The sequence below is a fragment of the Edwardsiella piscicida genome (assembly GCF_021733145.1).
Taxonomy (GTDB): domain Bacteria; phylum Pseudomonadota; class Gammaproteobacteria; order Enterobacterales; family Enterobacteriaceae; genus Edwardsiella; species Edwardsiella piscicida.
This window is the reverse complement of the sequence record NZ_CP090968.1, coordinates 3,651,472-3,665,952: the sequence shown is the minus strand read 5'-3', so window position 1 is coordinate 3,665,952 and position 14,481 is coordinate 3,651,472. Positions and strand designations below refer to the sequence as shown.

General features: G+C 53.6%; 9 protein-coding genes, 4 tRNA genes and 3 rRNA genes. 12 read left to right on the top strand and 4 right to left on the bottom strand.

Translation table 11 applies throughout. The features are described from left to right. Positions 1 to 167: 167 nt before the first annotated feature. Together L1P05_RS16715 and L1P05_RS16710 are read right to left on the bottom strand one after the other, a co-directional pair. Positions 168 to 437, bottom strand: a complete 270-nt coding sequence (locus tag L1P05_RS16715) for a hypothetical protein (protein ID WP_012850265.1) — start codon at positions 435 to 437, stop codon at positions 168 to 170. Positions 438 to 468: 31 nt separating this feature from the next. Beyond that, entirely contained in the window at positions 469 to 1,602 is a 1,134-nt protein-coding gene (locus tag L1P05_RS16710) for a porin (RefSeq protein WP_012850264.1), read from the bottom strand. 236 nt (positions 1,603 to 1,838) lie between these two features. On the opposite strand from L1P05_RS16710, the gene aphA reads away from it, so the two are divergent. The 11 genes from aphA to L1P05_RS16655 all read left to right on the top strand — a co-directional run bounded on the left by aphA (position 1,839) and on the right by L1P05_RS16655 (position 12,087). Beyond that, positions 1,839 to 2,564 (top strand): acid phosphatase AphA, encoded by a 726-nt coding sequence (aphA, locus tag L1P05_RS16705; protein WP_012850263.1) that lies wholly within the window; start codon positions 1,839 to 1,841, stop codon positions 2,562 to 2,564. A 26-nt stretch (positions 2,565 to 2,590) separates the two neighbouring features. Next, positions 2,591 to 3,403: a 5'-nucleotidase, lipoprotein e(P4) family gene (locus L1P05_RS16700; protein WP_012850262.1), complete on the top strand. Its 813-nt coding sequence runs from the start codon at positions 2,591 to 2,593 to the stop codon at positions 3,401 to 3,403. A 340-nt stretch (positions 3,404 to 3,743) separates the two neighbouring features. Beyond that, complete coding sequence (gene btuB, locus L1P05_RS16695) at positions 3,744 to 5,591, top strand: TonB-dependent vitamin B12 receptor BtuB (protein ID WP_012850261.1); 1,848 nt, start codon at positions 3,744 to 3,746, stop codon at positions 5,589 to 5,591. Then, a complete protein-coding gene (gene murI, locus L1P05_RS16690; RefSeq protein WP_034168310.1) occupies positions 5,536 to 6,399 on the top strand; it encodes a glutamate racemase in 864 nt (287 codons plus the stop codon). Before btuB ends, murI begins: the two co-directional genes overlap by 56 nt. Positions 6,400 to 6,783: 384 nt before the next feature. Continuing rightward, positions 6,784 to 8,327, top strand: a 16S ribosomal RNA gene (locus tag L1P05_RS16685). A gap of 70 nt (positions 8,328 to 8,397) precedes the next feature. Then, positions 8,398 to 8,474 (top strand) — tRNA-Ile (locus L1P05_RS16680). A 54-nt stretch (positions 8,475 to 8,528) separates the two neighbouring features. Continuing rightward, positions 8,529 to 8,604 (top strand) — tRNA-Ala (locus tag L1P05_RS16675). Between the two features lie 161 nt (positions 8,605 to 8,765). Further along, positions 8,766 to 11,673 (top strand): 23S ribosomal RNA (locus L1P05_RS16670). Positions 11,674 to 11,763: 90 nt separating this feature from the next. Then, positions 11,764 to 11,879: ribosomal RNA gene (rrf, locus tag L1P05_RS16665) — 5S ribosomal RNA — on the top strand. The 16S, 23S and 5S rRNA genes sit together here with 4 tRNA genes alongside, the layout of an rRNA operon. Before the next feature lie 47 nt (positions 11,880 to 11,926). Next, a tRNA-Asp gene (locus L1P05_RS16660) sits at positions 11,927 to 12,003 on the top strand. A gap of 8 nt (positions 12,004 to 12,011) precedes the next feature. Then, positions 12,012 to 12,087 (top strand) — tRNA-Trp (locus L1P05_RS16655). A gap of 95 nt (positions 12,088 to 12,182) precedes the next feature. On the opposite strand, the gene hdfR is transcribed toward L1P05_RS16655, so the two are convergent. After that, a complete protein-coding gene (gene hdfR, locus L1P05_RS16650; RefSeq protein ID WP_012850259.1) occupies positions 12,183 to 13,004 on the bottom strand; it encodes an HTH-type transcriptional regulator HdfR in 822 nt (273 codons plus the stop codon). Between the two features lie 119 nt (positions 13,005 to 13,123). Here hdfR and L1P05_RS16645 point away from each other — a divergent pair, with 119 nt between their 5' ends. Then, on the top strand, positions 13,124 to 13,462 hold the full coding sequence (locus L1P05_RS16645) for a MaoP family protein (protein ID WP_012850258.1): 339 nt from the start codon (positions 13,124 to 13,126) through the stop codon (positions 13,460 to 13,462). A 41-nt stretch (positions 13,463 to 13,503) separates the two neighbouring features. On the opposite strand, the gene L1P05_RS16640 is transcribed toward L1P05_RS16645, so the two are convergent. Then, a complete protein-coding gene (locus tag L1P05_RS16640) occupies positions 13,504 to 14,433 on the bottom strand; it encodes a divergent polysaccharide deacetylase family protein (RefSeq protein ID WP_012850257.1) in 930 nt (309 codons plus the stop codon). Between the last annotated feature and the right edge of the window lie 48 nt (positions 14,434 to 14,481).

Below are 14,481 nucleotides of genomic sequence, written 5' to 3'. Positions count from 1 at the left end.
AGTTACGGCAGGTATGTTCAGTTCATCCCGCCGCACGGGGCGTCGGCGGGACGGGCAGTCAACGGTCGAGCAGATGGCCATCGGCCTGACTGCGTTTTGGTCCGCGATAGGTATCCCAAAGGATGCGATTGTAGGCGATGGACGTATGATGTCCAGTCCCACGTGCGTTACTCTTCGCTCAGCGTGCCCTTGTAATAATAGCGGCAGCTGGCGCCGAAATGCTCAACGCGTTTGCTGACCAGTGCCATGGTTTCAAATTCGGATAGGATATGTTCAGTTCTATAGCGGCTGATTCCAGTGAAGTGGGTAATATCGGTGATCGTAAAGTAATAATCCGTGTTTTTCTTTAGCAGGGAAAGTATCTTGTAGCTATTAATTAGCTCTGTTTTCTTTTTTTCCATAAAGCAGAGGATATCAATTGAAGAGGGGACCGCCATTAGCGTTAGGCGATCCCGGCAGGCGAAAATATTAGAACTTATAGTTCAGCATGGTGACAAATACATCGTCGGTGCTGATACCGTTATTTCGCGTGAAGGTGTTGTCATCCAGCAGGTTGATCTTATATTCAAAGATGAGCGCCAGATTCTTGTTAAAGGAGTAGGTCGTCGCCAAATCGATGAATTTTACATAGGTTTGGTTACTGCCTGCGTTACCCTTGAGGTCTTTTGCCGTCCCGTTGAGATAGGCAATAGAGGGTTTCAGACCGCAGTCGAACTGATACTGGGCCAACAGTTCATAGCCACGCGCCTTCGGCGCAAATCCATCCTGTTTGCCAATGTAGTGCATATTCTTGACTTCACCATAGATGGCAGCCAGATAGACATTATGGTTGTCATAGCGGGCGCCAACGTTCCAGCCATCCGCCCGTTTACCCAGATCATCCTGACGCTGCTCCAGCGTACGCGCTGAGTTAGCGTATGCGCCACCGACGCTGAGACCGTTCTCGAAGCGGTAGACCAGCGAGGTCCCAACCCCATTGCCGTTCTGGTGCGCGACGCCGCGAGGGTTACTGCTGAGCGGCCCCGTCTGATTTTCCGGGTCGTTCCAGCCGTCGTTTTTACCCTGGACCTGTAGGCCAAAATCCAAGCCGTCAACCAGGTTAAAAATATTACGGTTACGATACGTGGCGACGTTATTGGTACGGTAGGTCATAAAGTTATCGACGCCGTCATAAGACACACCGCCGAAGACAGGAATAGGCGCCCCGGTCCAACCATTAATATCGTTCAGGATCCCGTAGTTCCGGCCATAATCGAAGCTTCCGTATTGTCCGAACCCTACGCCGGCATATCCTATACGCGTTGTGTTTTTCGTACTGCCAGCACTTTCCGGTTGGTTTAATTTTACATTGTATTCCCAGCGTGCATAGCCAATCATAAGATCATTGATTTTAGTTTCACCACGCAGAGTGAATTTTACCTTTGATTGGTCTCCTGCAATATATTTATCTTGAGAGAAATAGTGTCTTACCTTAAAAGAACCATCTAAATAAACGCGATTGCCGTTCTGGTTGTAAATCTCTGCTGCATGCGAAATGAGCGGAAAAATACCTATGCAGCCTATGGTGGACAGGGCCACAAGCGAGCGGATTTTATTCATCATTGATTCCTGCTGATAATTATTAGACGTTATTAAAAATAAGAGCAACGGCGTTGCTTTTTTTATGATTATACAAATGACCGATGGTTTTTTGTGATGAATGTCACGTATTTGCGTCTATTTGTAACATGAATGTCTTTAAACATAGATCATGATCACATTAATCACGCTGTTTGAGTCGATATAGTTTTATATATACAAATTGGACTCCCTCCATGCGAAATTAAGAGATTATCGCTATGTTTATAACCACAAAAAAATCACTGATTGCATTAGTCCTTGCTACTGCGGGTCTGATTTCCTCTCCTGCTTCCTTTGCCACTGAGACAGCCGCACAGCCGAACCTGGGCGCTACGCTGACACAGTTAACGCAGCAATATCCGATTCACTGGATCTCTATTGAGCAGGTCGCTGAAAGCCTCAAAGGGAAGGCACCGATTAGCGTTGGCTTTGATATCGACGATACACTGCTATTTTCTAGCCCTGCGTTTTTCTATGGGAAACAAAAATTTTCACCTGACAGCAACGCGTTTTTGAAAAACCAGAAGTTTTGGGATGAAGTCAGCAGCAGCGGTTGGGATCGCTTCTCGATCCCTAAAGATTCTGGTCGTGCGCTGATGGAACTGCATTTAAAACGCGGTGACCATGTCTATTTCATCACTGGTCGTCCGATGCCGTCTAATGGCAAAGAGGATTTGACTCAGACGCTGAAGGACGATTTCAAAATTCCGGATAATCAGCTGAATAAAGTTATTTTCGCCGGAACCAAGCAAGATGCCAAAGTTGAATATATGCAGAAGCACCATATCACCATCTTCTACGGTGATTCTGACAATGATATTCAGGACGCCCGCAAGGCTGGCGCTGAAGGGATCCGGGTGCTGCGCCCGCTGAACTCCACCAATAAGCCGATGCCGAAGAACGGGGCATTTGGTGAAAAAGTCATCGTAAATTCCCAGTATTGATCGCGTCAATAGACAAGAAGGCATTGATGAAACATACGCTAAAACTGAGTCTGGCCGCGGCGGTGATGGTATTGGCCGGCTGTGCCACCCACCCGCAGAGCGCGCAGCAGCAGCTGTCATCGCAGGCAACGCTGGCCGTGAATTGGATGCAGCAGTCAGGCGAGTATCAGGCGCTGACCTGGCAGGCATTTAACGTTGCTAAAACGGCCTTTCTCAACAATCCCGCGCCTAAAGGCAGTAAGAAGGCCGTGATTGTCGATATCGATGAAACCATGGTCGATAACACGCCTTATGCCGCCTGGCAGATCAAGCAGTCACGCAGCTTCAGCGAGGCGGACTGGGATAAGTGGGTTGAGGCCCGTCAGGCTAAGGCATTACCGGGTGCGGTCTCCTTTGCCCGCTTTGTCCTAGACCACGGAGGCCGAGTCTTTTACATCTCCAATCGCTCGCAGCAGGGGCTGAGCAGCACGCTGGCCGATCTGAAGGCGCAGGGATTCCCGGATGTTAGCGCTGAGAACCTGCTGCTGAAAGACAGCAGCGGTAGCAATAAAGTCGCGCGTTTTAAACGTGTGACCGAGATGGGGTATTTCCCGGTGCTGTATGTTGGGGATAACCTGAATGACTTTACCGGGGCGACTTACCACCAGGACAATACGGTGCGTAAAGACTTCGTGGCCGAAAATCATCAGAAGTTTGGCACGCAGTTTATCATTCTGCCCAACCCCTCTTACGGTGATTGGGAAGGCGGAATGGCGAAAGCGTACTGGAAGCAGTCTGCGGCTGAAAAGCTGAAGATCCGCGACGCCAATCTGTCTGCCTGGATGCCGGCAGCCCAATAACGTTGTTTTAGAGAGCGCTTCGCGATATGAGGCGCTAGGTGTTTCATTTTACTCTCCGTTGCGCCGACGGCCTCCGTTCCCCCTGCCGCCGGCGCATTTTTTGCACACATAAACATGTGTGCGAAGCGGCTATTTTAGTTAAAACTGGGTCCAGTTTTAATGAACTGAGAATAATCTTCTAATCACCTTTCTTTTTCCCCTCATTCTCCCGTTATGAGAGCCACTCAGTACACGCGTCAGGGTATCCCTACGTCGATGCGCTGGGTAGAATATCCCGTTTTTTGTGCGAGGCAGCAGGGAGTTGGCCCGTTATCTTGGGTGGAGAGAGAAGGCAATTATAATGAATAAGAAACATATGGTTATCGCGCTGCTTCCGGTGGCGGCGTCTGTGTCAGCCGGGGTGCAGGCGGCGCAGAGTGAGATGGTGGTGACGGCCAGTCGCTTTGCACAGCCGGTGTCGACGGTACTGGCACCGATGGACATTGTGACCCGTGATGATATCGATCGCTGGCAGTCCAAGAGTCTAGACGAGGTCATGCGTCGCCTGCCCGGGGTCGATATCGTCCAGAACGGTGGTTTGGGGCAGAGCTCTTCGCTGTACCTGCGCGGTACAGAGGCGCGCCAGGCGCTGATTCTGGTCGATGGGATCCCCATGGCCCGCCCCGGCATCACCAACGTGGCAGCGCTGAATCAGATCCCGCTCGCCATGGTGCAGCGTATCGAATATATCCGCGGGCCGCGTTCGGCGGTCTATGGCTCCGGTGCCATCGGCGGCGTTATCAATATTATTACCCTGGGCGCCGAGCCTGGTGCGCAGCTGAGCGTGGGTACCGGTACCAATAATTACCAGCAGTATGATGCCGGGGTGCGTCAACAGCTGGGGAATACGACCCTATCGTTGGCAGGCTCTTTTCAGGCGACCCGCGGCTTTAATGTTCAGCCTGACTCGCCCTATGGGCCGGACGGCGATCGGGACGGGTTTCGTAATAAAGTGCTGTGGGGCGGGGTAGAGCACCGTTTCTCTGAGGCCTGGTCTGGCTTTGTCCGCGGCCATGGCTATAGCGAAGCCTCTGACTATGATGCGGGGAAGTACGGCAGCGATAGCAGCGGTACCCAGCGTCAGCTGTACAACCACAGCTACGATATGGGACTGCGCTATCACGCCGGCGCCTATGCGTCTCAGCTGATCGCTGCTTATCAAAAGATCAAGGATTACAACTACGGCGCTGTCTATGGTCGCTTTGGCACCGGCAGCTCCCTGGATGATCTACAGCAGTACAACCTGCAGTGGGGCAATACCTACCGTTTTGACAGCGGCATGATCAGCGCCGGAGCCGATTGGCAGCAGCAGCGTCTCACCTCGTCCGATAGCACGCGGACGCAGCGCTATCAGCGCTATGACGGCGGGCTCTACCTGAGCGGCCAGAAGCGCATGGGCGCAGTGACGCTAGAGGCCTCCGGTCGGGCCGATAACGATCAGCAGTTTGGCTGGCACGGTACCTGGCAGAGCGCCGCTGGCTGGGAGTTTATCCCCGGCTACCGTGCGACGCTCTCTTACGGCACTGGCTTTTTGGCACCATCGCTGGGGCAGCAGTTTGGCGCCGATCGTATGAATATCCAAAGCAACCCCAACCTGCGCCCGGAGGAGTCGCGCCAGTGGGAGCTGGGGCTGAGCGGCCTGAGCGGTCCACTGGACTGGCAGCTGTCGGCCTACCGTAATCAGGTTCGCAACCTGATCACCTACTTCAGCGATCCGATCACCCTGCACGGGCAGTACAGTAATATTGACGCAGCGACCATCAAAGGCGTCGAGTGGGTCGGCAGCGTGGATACCTGGGCACTGAGCCATCGCGTGACTCTGCAATATCTTGATCCTCGGGATGATAAAACCGGTGACCTGCTGCCACGTCGCTCCCGTCATCAGGGTAAGTACCAGTTGGATTGGAACCTTTGGGATCTCGAGATGGATCTGGCCTATCAGTATTTCGGCCGTCGTAGCGATAAAAGCGCGCCAGGCGGTAAGCTGCCCAGCTACAGTACGGTAGACATTTCGGCCTCTTATCCGGTTACATCCCAGCTCACGGTTCGTGGTAGAATTGGTAATCTGTTGGATAAAAATTATCAAACCGCTTATGGCTACCAAACCGCAGGACGGGAATATTATCTCTCCGGTAGCTACACCTTCTGATGATGTAGCCACTGCCAAGCCTACCGTGCTGGTGTTTGACTCCGGTGTCGGTGGGCTTTCCGTCTATCAGGAGATCCGCGCGTTACTACCGGATCTCCACTATATCTATGCCTTTGACAATCAGGGATTCCCCTACGGCGAGAAAGAGGCTGCGTTTATCACGGATCGCGTGCTGCGCATCGTGGCGTCGCTGCATCAGCGCCATACCCTATCGGCGATGGTCGTTGCCTGTAATACCGCCAGTACCATCGTGCTGCCTGCGCTGCGCGCGCGCTTTCCGTTTCCCGTTGTGGGGGTGGTTCCCGCGATTAAGCCGGCGGCCAAGCTAACCCGCAACGGCGTTGTGGGGTTGCTGGCGACCCGCGCGACGGTGCAGCGGGCCTATACCCATGAGCTGATCGCCCGCTTTGCGACAGACTGCCAGATAAAGATGTTGGGATCGGCGGAGCTGGTCGAGCTGGCGGAGGCTAAGCTGCACGGTGAGGCGCTGGATCTGCAGCGGCTGAGAACGATTTTGCGGCCCTGGCTGACGATGGCCGAGCCACCGGACACCGTGGTCTTGGGATGTACCCATTTCCCGCTGTTGCGCGATGAGCTGGCGCAGGTATTGCCCGCCGGTACGCGTTTGGTGGACTCCGGCGCGGCGATCGCCCGCCGGGTTGCCTGGCTGATCGCCAATCAGGTAACGCTGCCAGGGAAAGATATGCGTAATGTTGCCTATGCGACGCAGTGTGACGCACAGACGGCGGCCCTGCTGCCAGTATTGCGTCAGATGGGCTTTGAGACTCTGCGGGAACTGAGCATATAAGCGGCAAAACCGACGCCGCTGCTGAAAAGTTATTCGGTTGGCTCATTTTTTTGAAATTAGGGCTTGTCACGTCGCGAGAAGTCCCTATAATGCGCCTCCACTGACCGGGAACAACGACCGATACGTCGCCCAGTCAGGCAGAGAAAGCGAAAATAAACGCTTGACTCTGCGGGCGAAAAGCGTAATATACGCAGCCCACGCCGGTGATAACTCAACGGGTTTTCACGGCGACGCTCTTTAACAAATTATCAGACAATCTGTGTGGGCACTCGCAAGATTCGTATTACGCATTCCTCGGAATGCGAAAATATTTAAAGTCTTGAAGAGTGACAGCAGTTAATTCATTACGAATAAACAGTTTAATTTCTTTGAGCATCAAGCTTTTAATTGAAGAGTTTGATCATGGCTCAGATTGAACGCTGGCGGCAGGCTTAACACATGCAAGTCGAGCGGTAGCAGGGAGAAAGCTTGCTTTCTCCGCTGACGAGCGGCGGACGGGTGAGTAATGTCTGGGGATCTGCCTGATGGAGGGGGATAACTACTGGAAACGGTAGCTAATACCGCATAACGTCGCAAGACCAAAGTGGGGGACCTTCGGGCCTCATGCCATCAGATGAACCCAGATGGGATTAGCTAGTAGGTGGGGTAATGGCTCACCTAGGCGACGATCCCTAGCTGGTCTGAGAGGATGACCAGCCACACTGGAACTGAGACACGGTCCAGACTCCTACGGGAGGCAGCAGTGGGGAATATTGCACAATGGGCGCAAGCCTGATGCAGCCATGCCGCGTGTATGAAGAAGGCCTTCGGGTTGTAAAGTACTTTCAGTAGGGAGGAAGGTGTGAACGTTAATAGCGCTCACAATTGACGTTACCTACAGAAGAAGCACCGGCTAACTCCGTGCCAGCAGCCGCGGTAATACGGAGGGTGCAAGCGTTAATCGGAATTACTGGGCGTAAAGCGCACGCAGGCGGTTTGTTAAGTTGGATGTGAAATCCCCGGGCTTAACCTGGGAACTGCATCCAAGACTGGCAAGCTAGAGTCTCGTAGAGGGAGGTAGAATTCCAGGTGTAGCGGTGAAATGCGTAGAGATCTGGAGGAATACCGGTGGCGAAGGCGGCCTCCTGGACGAAGACTGACGCTCAGGTGCGAAAGCGTGGGGAGCAAACAGGATTAGATACCCTGGTAGTCCACGCTGTAAACGATGTCGATTTGGAGGTTGTGCCCTTGAGGCGTGGCTTCCGAAGCTAACGCGTTAAATCGACCGCCTGGGGAGTACGGCCGCAAGGTTAAAACTCAAATGAATTGACGGGGGCCCGCACAAGCGGTGGAGCATGTGGTTTAATTCGATGCAACGCGAAGAACCTTACCTACTCTTGACATCCAGCGAATCCTGTAGAGATACGGGAGTGCCTTCGGGAACGCTGAGACAGGTGCTGCATGGCTGTCGTCAGCTCGTGTTGTGAAATGTTGGGTTAAGTCCCGCAACGAGCGCAACCCTTATCCTTTGTTGCCAGCGGTTCGGCCGGGAACTCAAAGGAGACTGCCAGTGATAAACTGGAGGAAGGTGGGGATGACGTCAAGTCATCATGGCCCTTACGAGTAGGGCTACACACGTGCTACAATGGCGTATACAAAGAGAAGCGAACTCGCGAGAGCAAGCGGACCTCATAAAGTACGTCGTAGTCCGGATTGGAGTCTGCAACTCGACTCCATGAAGTCGGAATCGCTAGTAATCGTGGATCAGAATGCCACGGTGAATACGTTCCCGGGCCTTGTACACACCGCCCGTCACACCATGGGAGTGGGTTGCAAAAGAAGTAGGTAGCTTAACCTTCGGGAGGGCGCTTACCACTTTGTGATTCATGACTGGGGTGAAGTCGTAACAAGGTAACCGTAGGGGAACCTGCGGTTGGATCACCTCCTTACCTAAAGATACGAAATTGTGTAGTGCTCACACAGATTGTCTGATAAATGTCACGAGCAAATACCTTATGCAGGCTTGTAGCTCAGGTGGTTAGAGCGCACCCCTGATAAGGGTGAGGTCGGTGGTTCGAGTCCACTCAGGCCTACCAACTCCCTTCCTGTGTGAAGCGGAGGGTGGTTATAAGGTATTGCAGTAAAGTCATGGGGCTATAGCTCAGCTGGGAGAGCGCCTGCTTTGCACGCAGGAGGTCTGCGGTTCGATCCCGCATAGCTCCACCATATTTCAGAACATACTGAGAAATCAGCATGTTGTGAAATATTTTGCTCTTTAACAATCTGGAACAAGCTGAAAATTCGAAAACAATCGAATTGCTTTTAATAAGTGATTCGAGAGTCTCTCAAATGCTTACAGCACGAAGTGAAACACCTTCGGGTTGTGAGGTTAAGTGACTAAGCGTACACGGTGGATGCCTAGGCAGTCAGAGGCGATGAAGGACGTGCTAATCTGCGATAAGCGTCGGTGAGCTGATATGAAGCGTTATTAGCCGGCGATGTCCGAATGGGGAAACCCAGTGCAATCCGTTGCACTATCGTTAAGTGAATACATAGCTTAACGAGGCGAACCAGGGGAACTGAAACATCTAAGTACCCTGAGGAAAAGAAATCAACCGAGATTCCCCTAGTAGCGGCGAGCGAACGGGGAAGAGCCCAGAACCTGAATCAGTTTGTGCATTAGTGGAAGCGTCTGGAAAGTCGCGCGATACAGGGTGATAGCCCCGTACACGAAGGTGCACAGCTGTGAGTTCGATGAGTAGGGCGGGACACGTGTTATCCTGTCTGAATATGGGGGGACCATCCTCCAAGGCTAAATACTCCTGACTGACCGATAGTGAACCAGTACCGTGAGGGAAAGGCGAAAAGAACCCCGGCGAGGGGAGTGAAATAGAACCTGAAACCGTGTACGTACAAGCAGTGGGAGCATCCTTCGGGGTGTGACTGCGTACCTTTTGTATAATGGGTCAGCGACTTATATTTTGTAGCAAGGTTAACCGAATAGGGGAGCCGTAGGGAAACCGAGTCTTAACTGGGCGTCTAGTTGCAAGGTATAGACCCGAAACCCGGTGATCTAGCCATGGGCAGGTTGAAGGTTGGGTAACACTAACTGGAGGACCGAACCGACTAATGTTGAAAAATTAGCGGATGACTTGTGGCTGGGGGTGAAAGGCCAATCAAACCGGGAGATAGCTGGTTCTCCCCGAAAGCTATTTAGGTAGCGCCTCGTGAACTCATCTTCGGGGGTAGAGCACTGTTTCGGCTAGGGGGTCATCCCGACTTACCAACCCGATGCAAACTACGAATACCGAAGAATGTTATCACGGGAGACACACGGCGGGTGCTAACGTCCGTCGTGAAGAGGGAAACAACCCAGACCGCCAGCTAAGGTCCCAAAGTCATGGTTAAGTGGGAAACGATGTGGGAAGGCATAGACAGCCAGGATGTTGGCTTAGAAGCAGCCATCATTTAAAGAAAGCGTAATAGCTCACTGGTCGAGTCGGCCTGCGCGGAAGATGTAACGGGGCTAAACCATGCACCGAAGCTGCGGCAGCGACGCTTAGGCGTTGTTGGGTAGGGGAGCGTTCTGTAAGCCTGCGAAGGTGGCCTGTGAGGGCTGCTGGAGGTATCAGAAGTGCGAATGCTGACATAAGTAACGATAAAGCGGGTGAAAAGCCCGCTCGCCGGAAGACCAAGGGTTCCTGTCCAACGTTAATCGGGGCAGGGTAAGTCGACCCCTAAGGCGAGGCTGAAAAGCGTAGTCGATGGGAAACAGGTTAATATTCCTGTACTTGGTGTTATTGCGAAGGGGGGACGGAGAAGGCTAGACCGGCCGGGCGACGGTTGTCCCGGTTTAAGCGTGTAGGTGGGGTAACTTGGCAAATCCGGTTACCTTTAACACTGAGGCGTGATGACGAGGCACTACGGTGCTGAAGTGGTTAATGCCCTGCTTCCAGGAAAAGCCTCTAAGCTCCAGATAACACTGAATCGTACCCCAAACCGACACAGGTGGTCAGGTAGAGAATACCAAGGCGCTTGAGAGAACTCGGGTGAAGGAACTAGGCAAAATGGTGCCGTAACTTCGGGAGAAGGCACGCTGGCACGTAGGTGAAGTCCCTCGCGGATGGAGCCGAAGCCAGTCGAAGATACCAGCTGGCTGCAACTGTTTAATAAAAACACAGCACTCTGCAAACACGAAAGTGGACGTATAGGGTGTGACGCCTGCCCGGTGCTGGAAGGTTAATTGATGGGGTCAGCCGCAAGGCGAAGCTCTTGATCGAAGCCCCAGTAAACGGCGGCCGTAACTATAACGGTCCTAAGGTAGCGAAATTCCTTGTCGGGTAAGTTCCGACCTGCACGAATGGCGTAATGATGGCCAGGCTGTCTCCACCCGAGACTCAGTGAAATTGAACTCGCTGTGAAGATGCAGTGTACCCGCGGCAAGACGGAAAGACCCCGTGAACCTTTACTATAGCTTGACACTGAACATTGAACCTTGATGTGTAGGATAGGTGGGAGGCTTTGAAGTGTGGACGCCAGTCTGCATGGAGCCGACCTTGAAATACCACCCTTTAATGTTTGATGTTCTAACCTGGTCCCGTGATCCGGGATAGGGACAGTGTCTGGTGGGTAGTTTGACTGGGGCGGTCTCCTCCCAAAGAGTAACGGAGGAGCACGAAGGTTAGCTAATCCTGGTCGGACATCAGGAGGTTAGTGCAAAGGCATAAGCTAGCTTGACTGCGAGAGTGACGGCTCGAGCAGGTGCGAAAGCAGGTCTTAGTGATCCGGTGGTTCTGAATGGAAGGGCCATCGCTCAACGGATAAAAGGTACTCCGGGGATAACAGGCTGATACCGCCCAAGAGTTCATATCGACGGCGGTGTTTGGCACCTCGATGTCGGCTCATCACATCCTGGGGCTGAAGTAGGTCCCAAGGGTATGGCTGTTCGCCATTTAAAGTGGTACGCGAGCTGGGTTTAGAACGTCGTGAGACAGTTCGGTCCCTATCTGCCGTGGGCGTTGGAAGATTGAGAGGGGCTGCTCCTAGTACGAGAGGACCGGAGTGGACGCACCGCTGGTGTTCGGGTTGTGATGCCAATTGCATTGCCCGGTAGCTACGTGCGGAAAAGATAAGCGCTGAAAGCATCTAAGCGCGAAACTTGCCTCGAGATGAGTCTTCCCTTGGACCTTGAGTCCACTGAAGGAACGTTTAAGACTAAGACGTTGATAGGCTGGGTGTGTAAGCGTAGCGATACGTTGAGCTAACCAGTACTAATGATCCGTGAGACTTAACCTTACAACACCGAAGGTGTTTTAGAGAGACGAATGAAGCTTGTTCAAGATTGATACCGATGGCCAGTGATGGCGGTTGGTAAAACAGAATTTGCCTGGCGGCGATAGCGCGGTGGTCCCACCTGACCCCATGCCGAACTCAGAAGTGAAACGCCGTAGCGCCGATGGTAGTGTGGGGTCTCCCCATGCGAGAGTAGGGAACTGCCAGGCATCCAATTTAGCAGTACCCCGGAAACGGGTGTGATACAAAATTCGGTGGAGCGGTAGTTCAGTTGGTTAGAATACCTGCCTGTCACGCAGGGGGTCGCGGGTTCGAGTCCCGTCCGTTCCGCCACCCTATTTAGGGGCGTAGTTCAATTGGTAGAGCACCGGTCTCCAAAACCGGGTGTTGGGGGTTCGAGTCCCTCCGCCCCTGCCAGATAAAAAGCCTTCTGTGAAAACAGAAGGCTTTTTTGTTTTTCCGCTAATGACGTTTTCGTACGCCATTATTTTACCGCGATAATACCGGCGCCCTCAGGCGCTCGGCATCAAGAAACGGTGCAGGTCATGCACCATGGGGTGGATCTCATCTAAACGGTCGCTGTTGCGCAGCCAGATGGCATAGAGTGGCCTTATTAGCGTTTCTGGGTGGGGTAACCGCTGTAAGTCACTGGCAGCCCAAGTCGTAGGTAAAAACGCGCTGGCGTGCAGCTGACGCAGAATACGCTCGGCTATCAGCAGTGAGCTACTCTCCAGCAGGGGAGCACCACTCTCGATCAGCGGCGAGGGCTGCGGGCTGAAGTCGGCCCCCCAATCGAGGCGAATGAATGGCCGTACCGACGCACTTTGGCCAGCGGCATAGAGCCCTAGCGTAAACTCACCGACCCGTTCGCTGGTAAACTCATCGGCTTTGGGGGTTTCGGTTGCGATTAGCAGATCCAGATGGCGCTCGTGCAGCTGGCGGATATGAATATGGCGTTGACCGGTGCGGGCCTCTAGCATTTGCGCAGGATTATTGTCGTAGAGCCGCGAAAGCCAGTCGGTCAGCATCGACTCCCATAGCAATGGCGGTGCTCCCAGCGAAAGAGCCTTATGCTGGCGGGCGTTGATCATCTCCTGCTTGGCCAGTAGCCAGGTATTCATCAGATTTTCTGCATAGGGCACGAGCGTTTGCCCGGCTGGCGTGAGCTGAATGTTATTACGGTGGCGAGTGAATAGCTCGGTACCTACTTGATTTTCCAACTGGCGGATGCGGAAGCTGACGGCGGACTGCGTCAGGTACAGTGATTCGGCCGCCTTACCAAAGTGGCGGGTACGGCTGACTTCCAAAAAGGTTTTGAGTAATTCGGTATCCACGACGTATCCATAAAAATTTTAATCATGATGATTTAAATGTTTTGTTTTACAGCTTGTCAAGGCTAACTAATACTCCGCGCCATAAATAGCACGGCCATAGAGAATTAGGAGCGTGTCAGATGGCGGAAAGCTTCCACACTACTCATCGTTTCTTTGATAATAAGCACTACCCGCGCGGCTTTTCGCGTCATGGTGACTTTACGATCAAAGAGGCTCAGCTACTTGAGCGTTTTGGGTATGCGTTTAATGAATTGGATCTCGGCACTCGCGAGGCGCAGACAGATGAAGAAGCACTGTTTGTTGCCGTATGCCGCGGTGAGCGTCAGCCGGCGACGGAGGCGGAGAAAGTATGGGCGAAGTATGTCACCCGTATCCGTCGTCCTAAGCGCTTCCATACTCTCTCCGGCGGTAAGCCGCAGATGGAAGGGGCTGAGGACTATACCGAGTCCGATGATTAATAAAAAAGCGGGGCAATATTTGCCCCGCTTTTTTATGTCTGTCATCCCAGCCAGAAGCGCCAGCGCTCCTGCAGCCATTTAACCGGCGCAGTGCCTTTAATCCCCTCTGCCACGATCTGCCATGCCCGAGAGGCATGAACCGGCGTAGGAGTGTGCGGAGCCCGGCACTGCCTGATGCCACCGAACTCGGGACGTTTGAGCGGGGGATGCGCCGGCTTGGCCAAGGGCGCCGAATCGGGGCGCGTGGCCTCGTTGAGTAAGGCGCTGGGCCTGACCAGGACGATATCCGGCGGCAGGGTGCGCAGCATTTGCTGCAGGACGCGTACCGTTGCAGGATGCGGGTGGCCGATGGCGATGGCGGAGCCATTGCGCCGCGCTAGCGTTATCGCGCGATTGAACTGCGTCCGGATAGCGCTCTCGTTCTGAGCGTCATCCAGAAAGACTTTGCGCTTGATAACCTTGATGCCAGTCCCCAGGGCGGCGTTGCTGACTTGGCTATGGCCAATGGTCATGCTGTCGAGGAAGTAGAGAAAATGGTACTGCTCCAGCGCCCGCATGACTTTTTGCATACCGCTGAGGCTGGAGGTCATGGCGCTGCCCATATGGTTGTTCATGCCGACGGCGTAGGGCACGTTACCTACCGCCTGGCGGATAATTCTCTGGATCTCCGCCTCGCTCATGGTGGGCTGCAGCGTATCGCGCTCCAGCGGCTGCTTACTTATGGGGGCCATCGGTAGGTGGATCAGGATCTCGCGCCCCTGTGCGTGGGCGCGCAGCGCCATCTCGCGCGCGTGGGGCGCATTGGGTAAGACGGCGATGGTGACGGGTAACGGCATCTCCAGCACTTGGCTTTCTTCGCGGGGACGATACCCGAAGTCATCAATGACGATGGCGAGCTTTCCGGCCAGCGCCGGCGCAGCCAGAGCGCTGCAAAGCAGCGCCAGTGAACTAAGACGGATCAGTGAGCGCAAGGCTTATTCCTTCTCTCTATCCAGCGTGATGGCGAAGCGATGAACGCC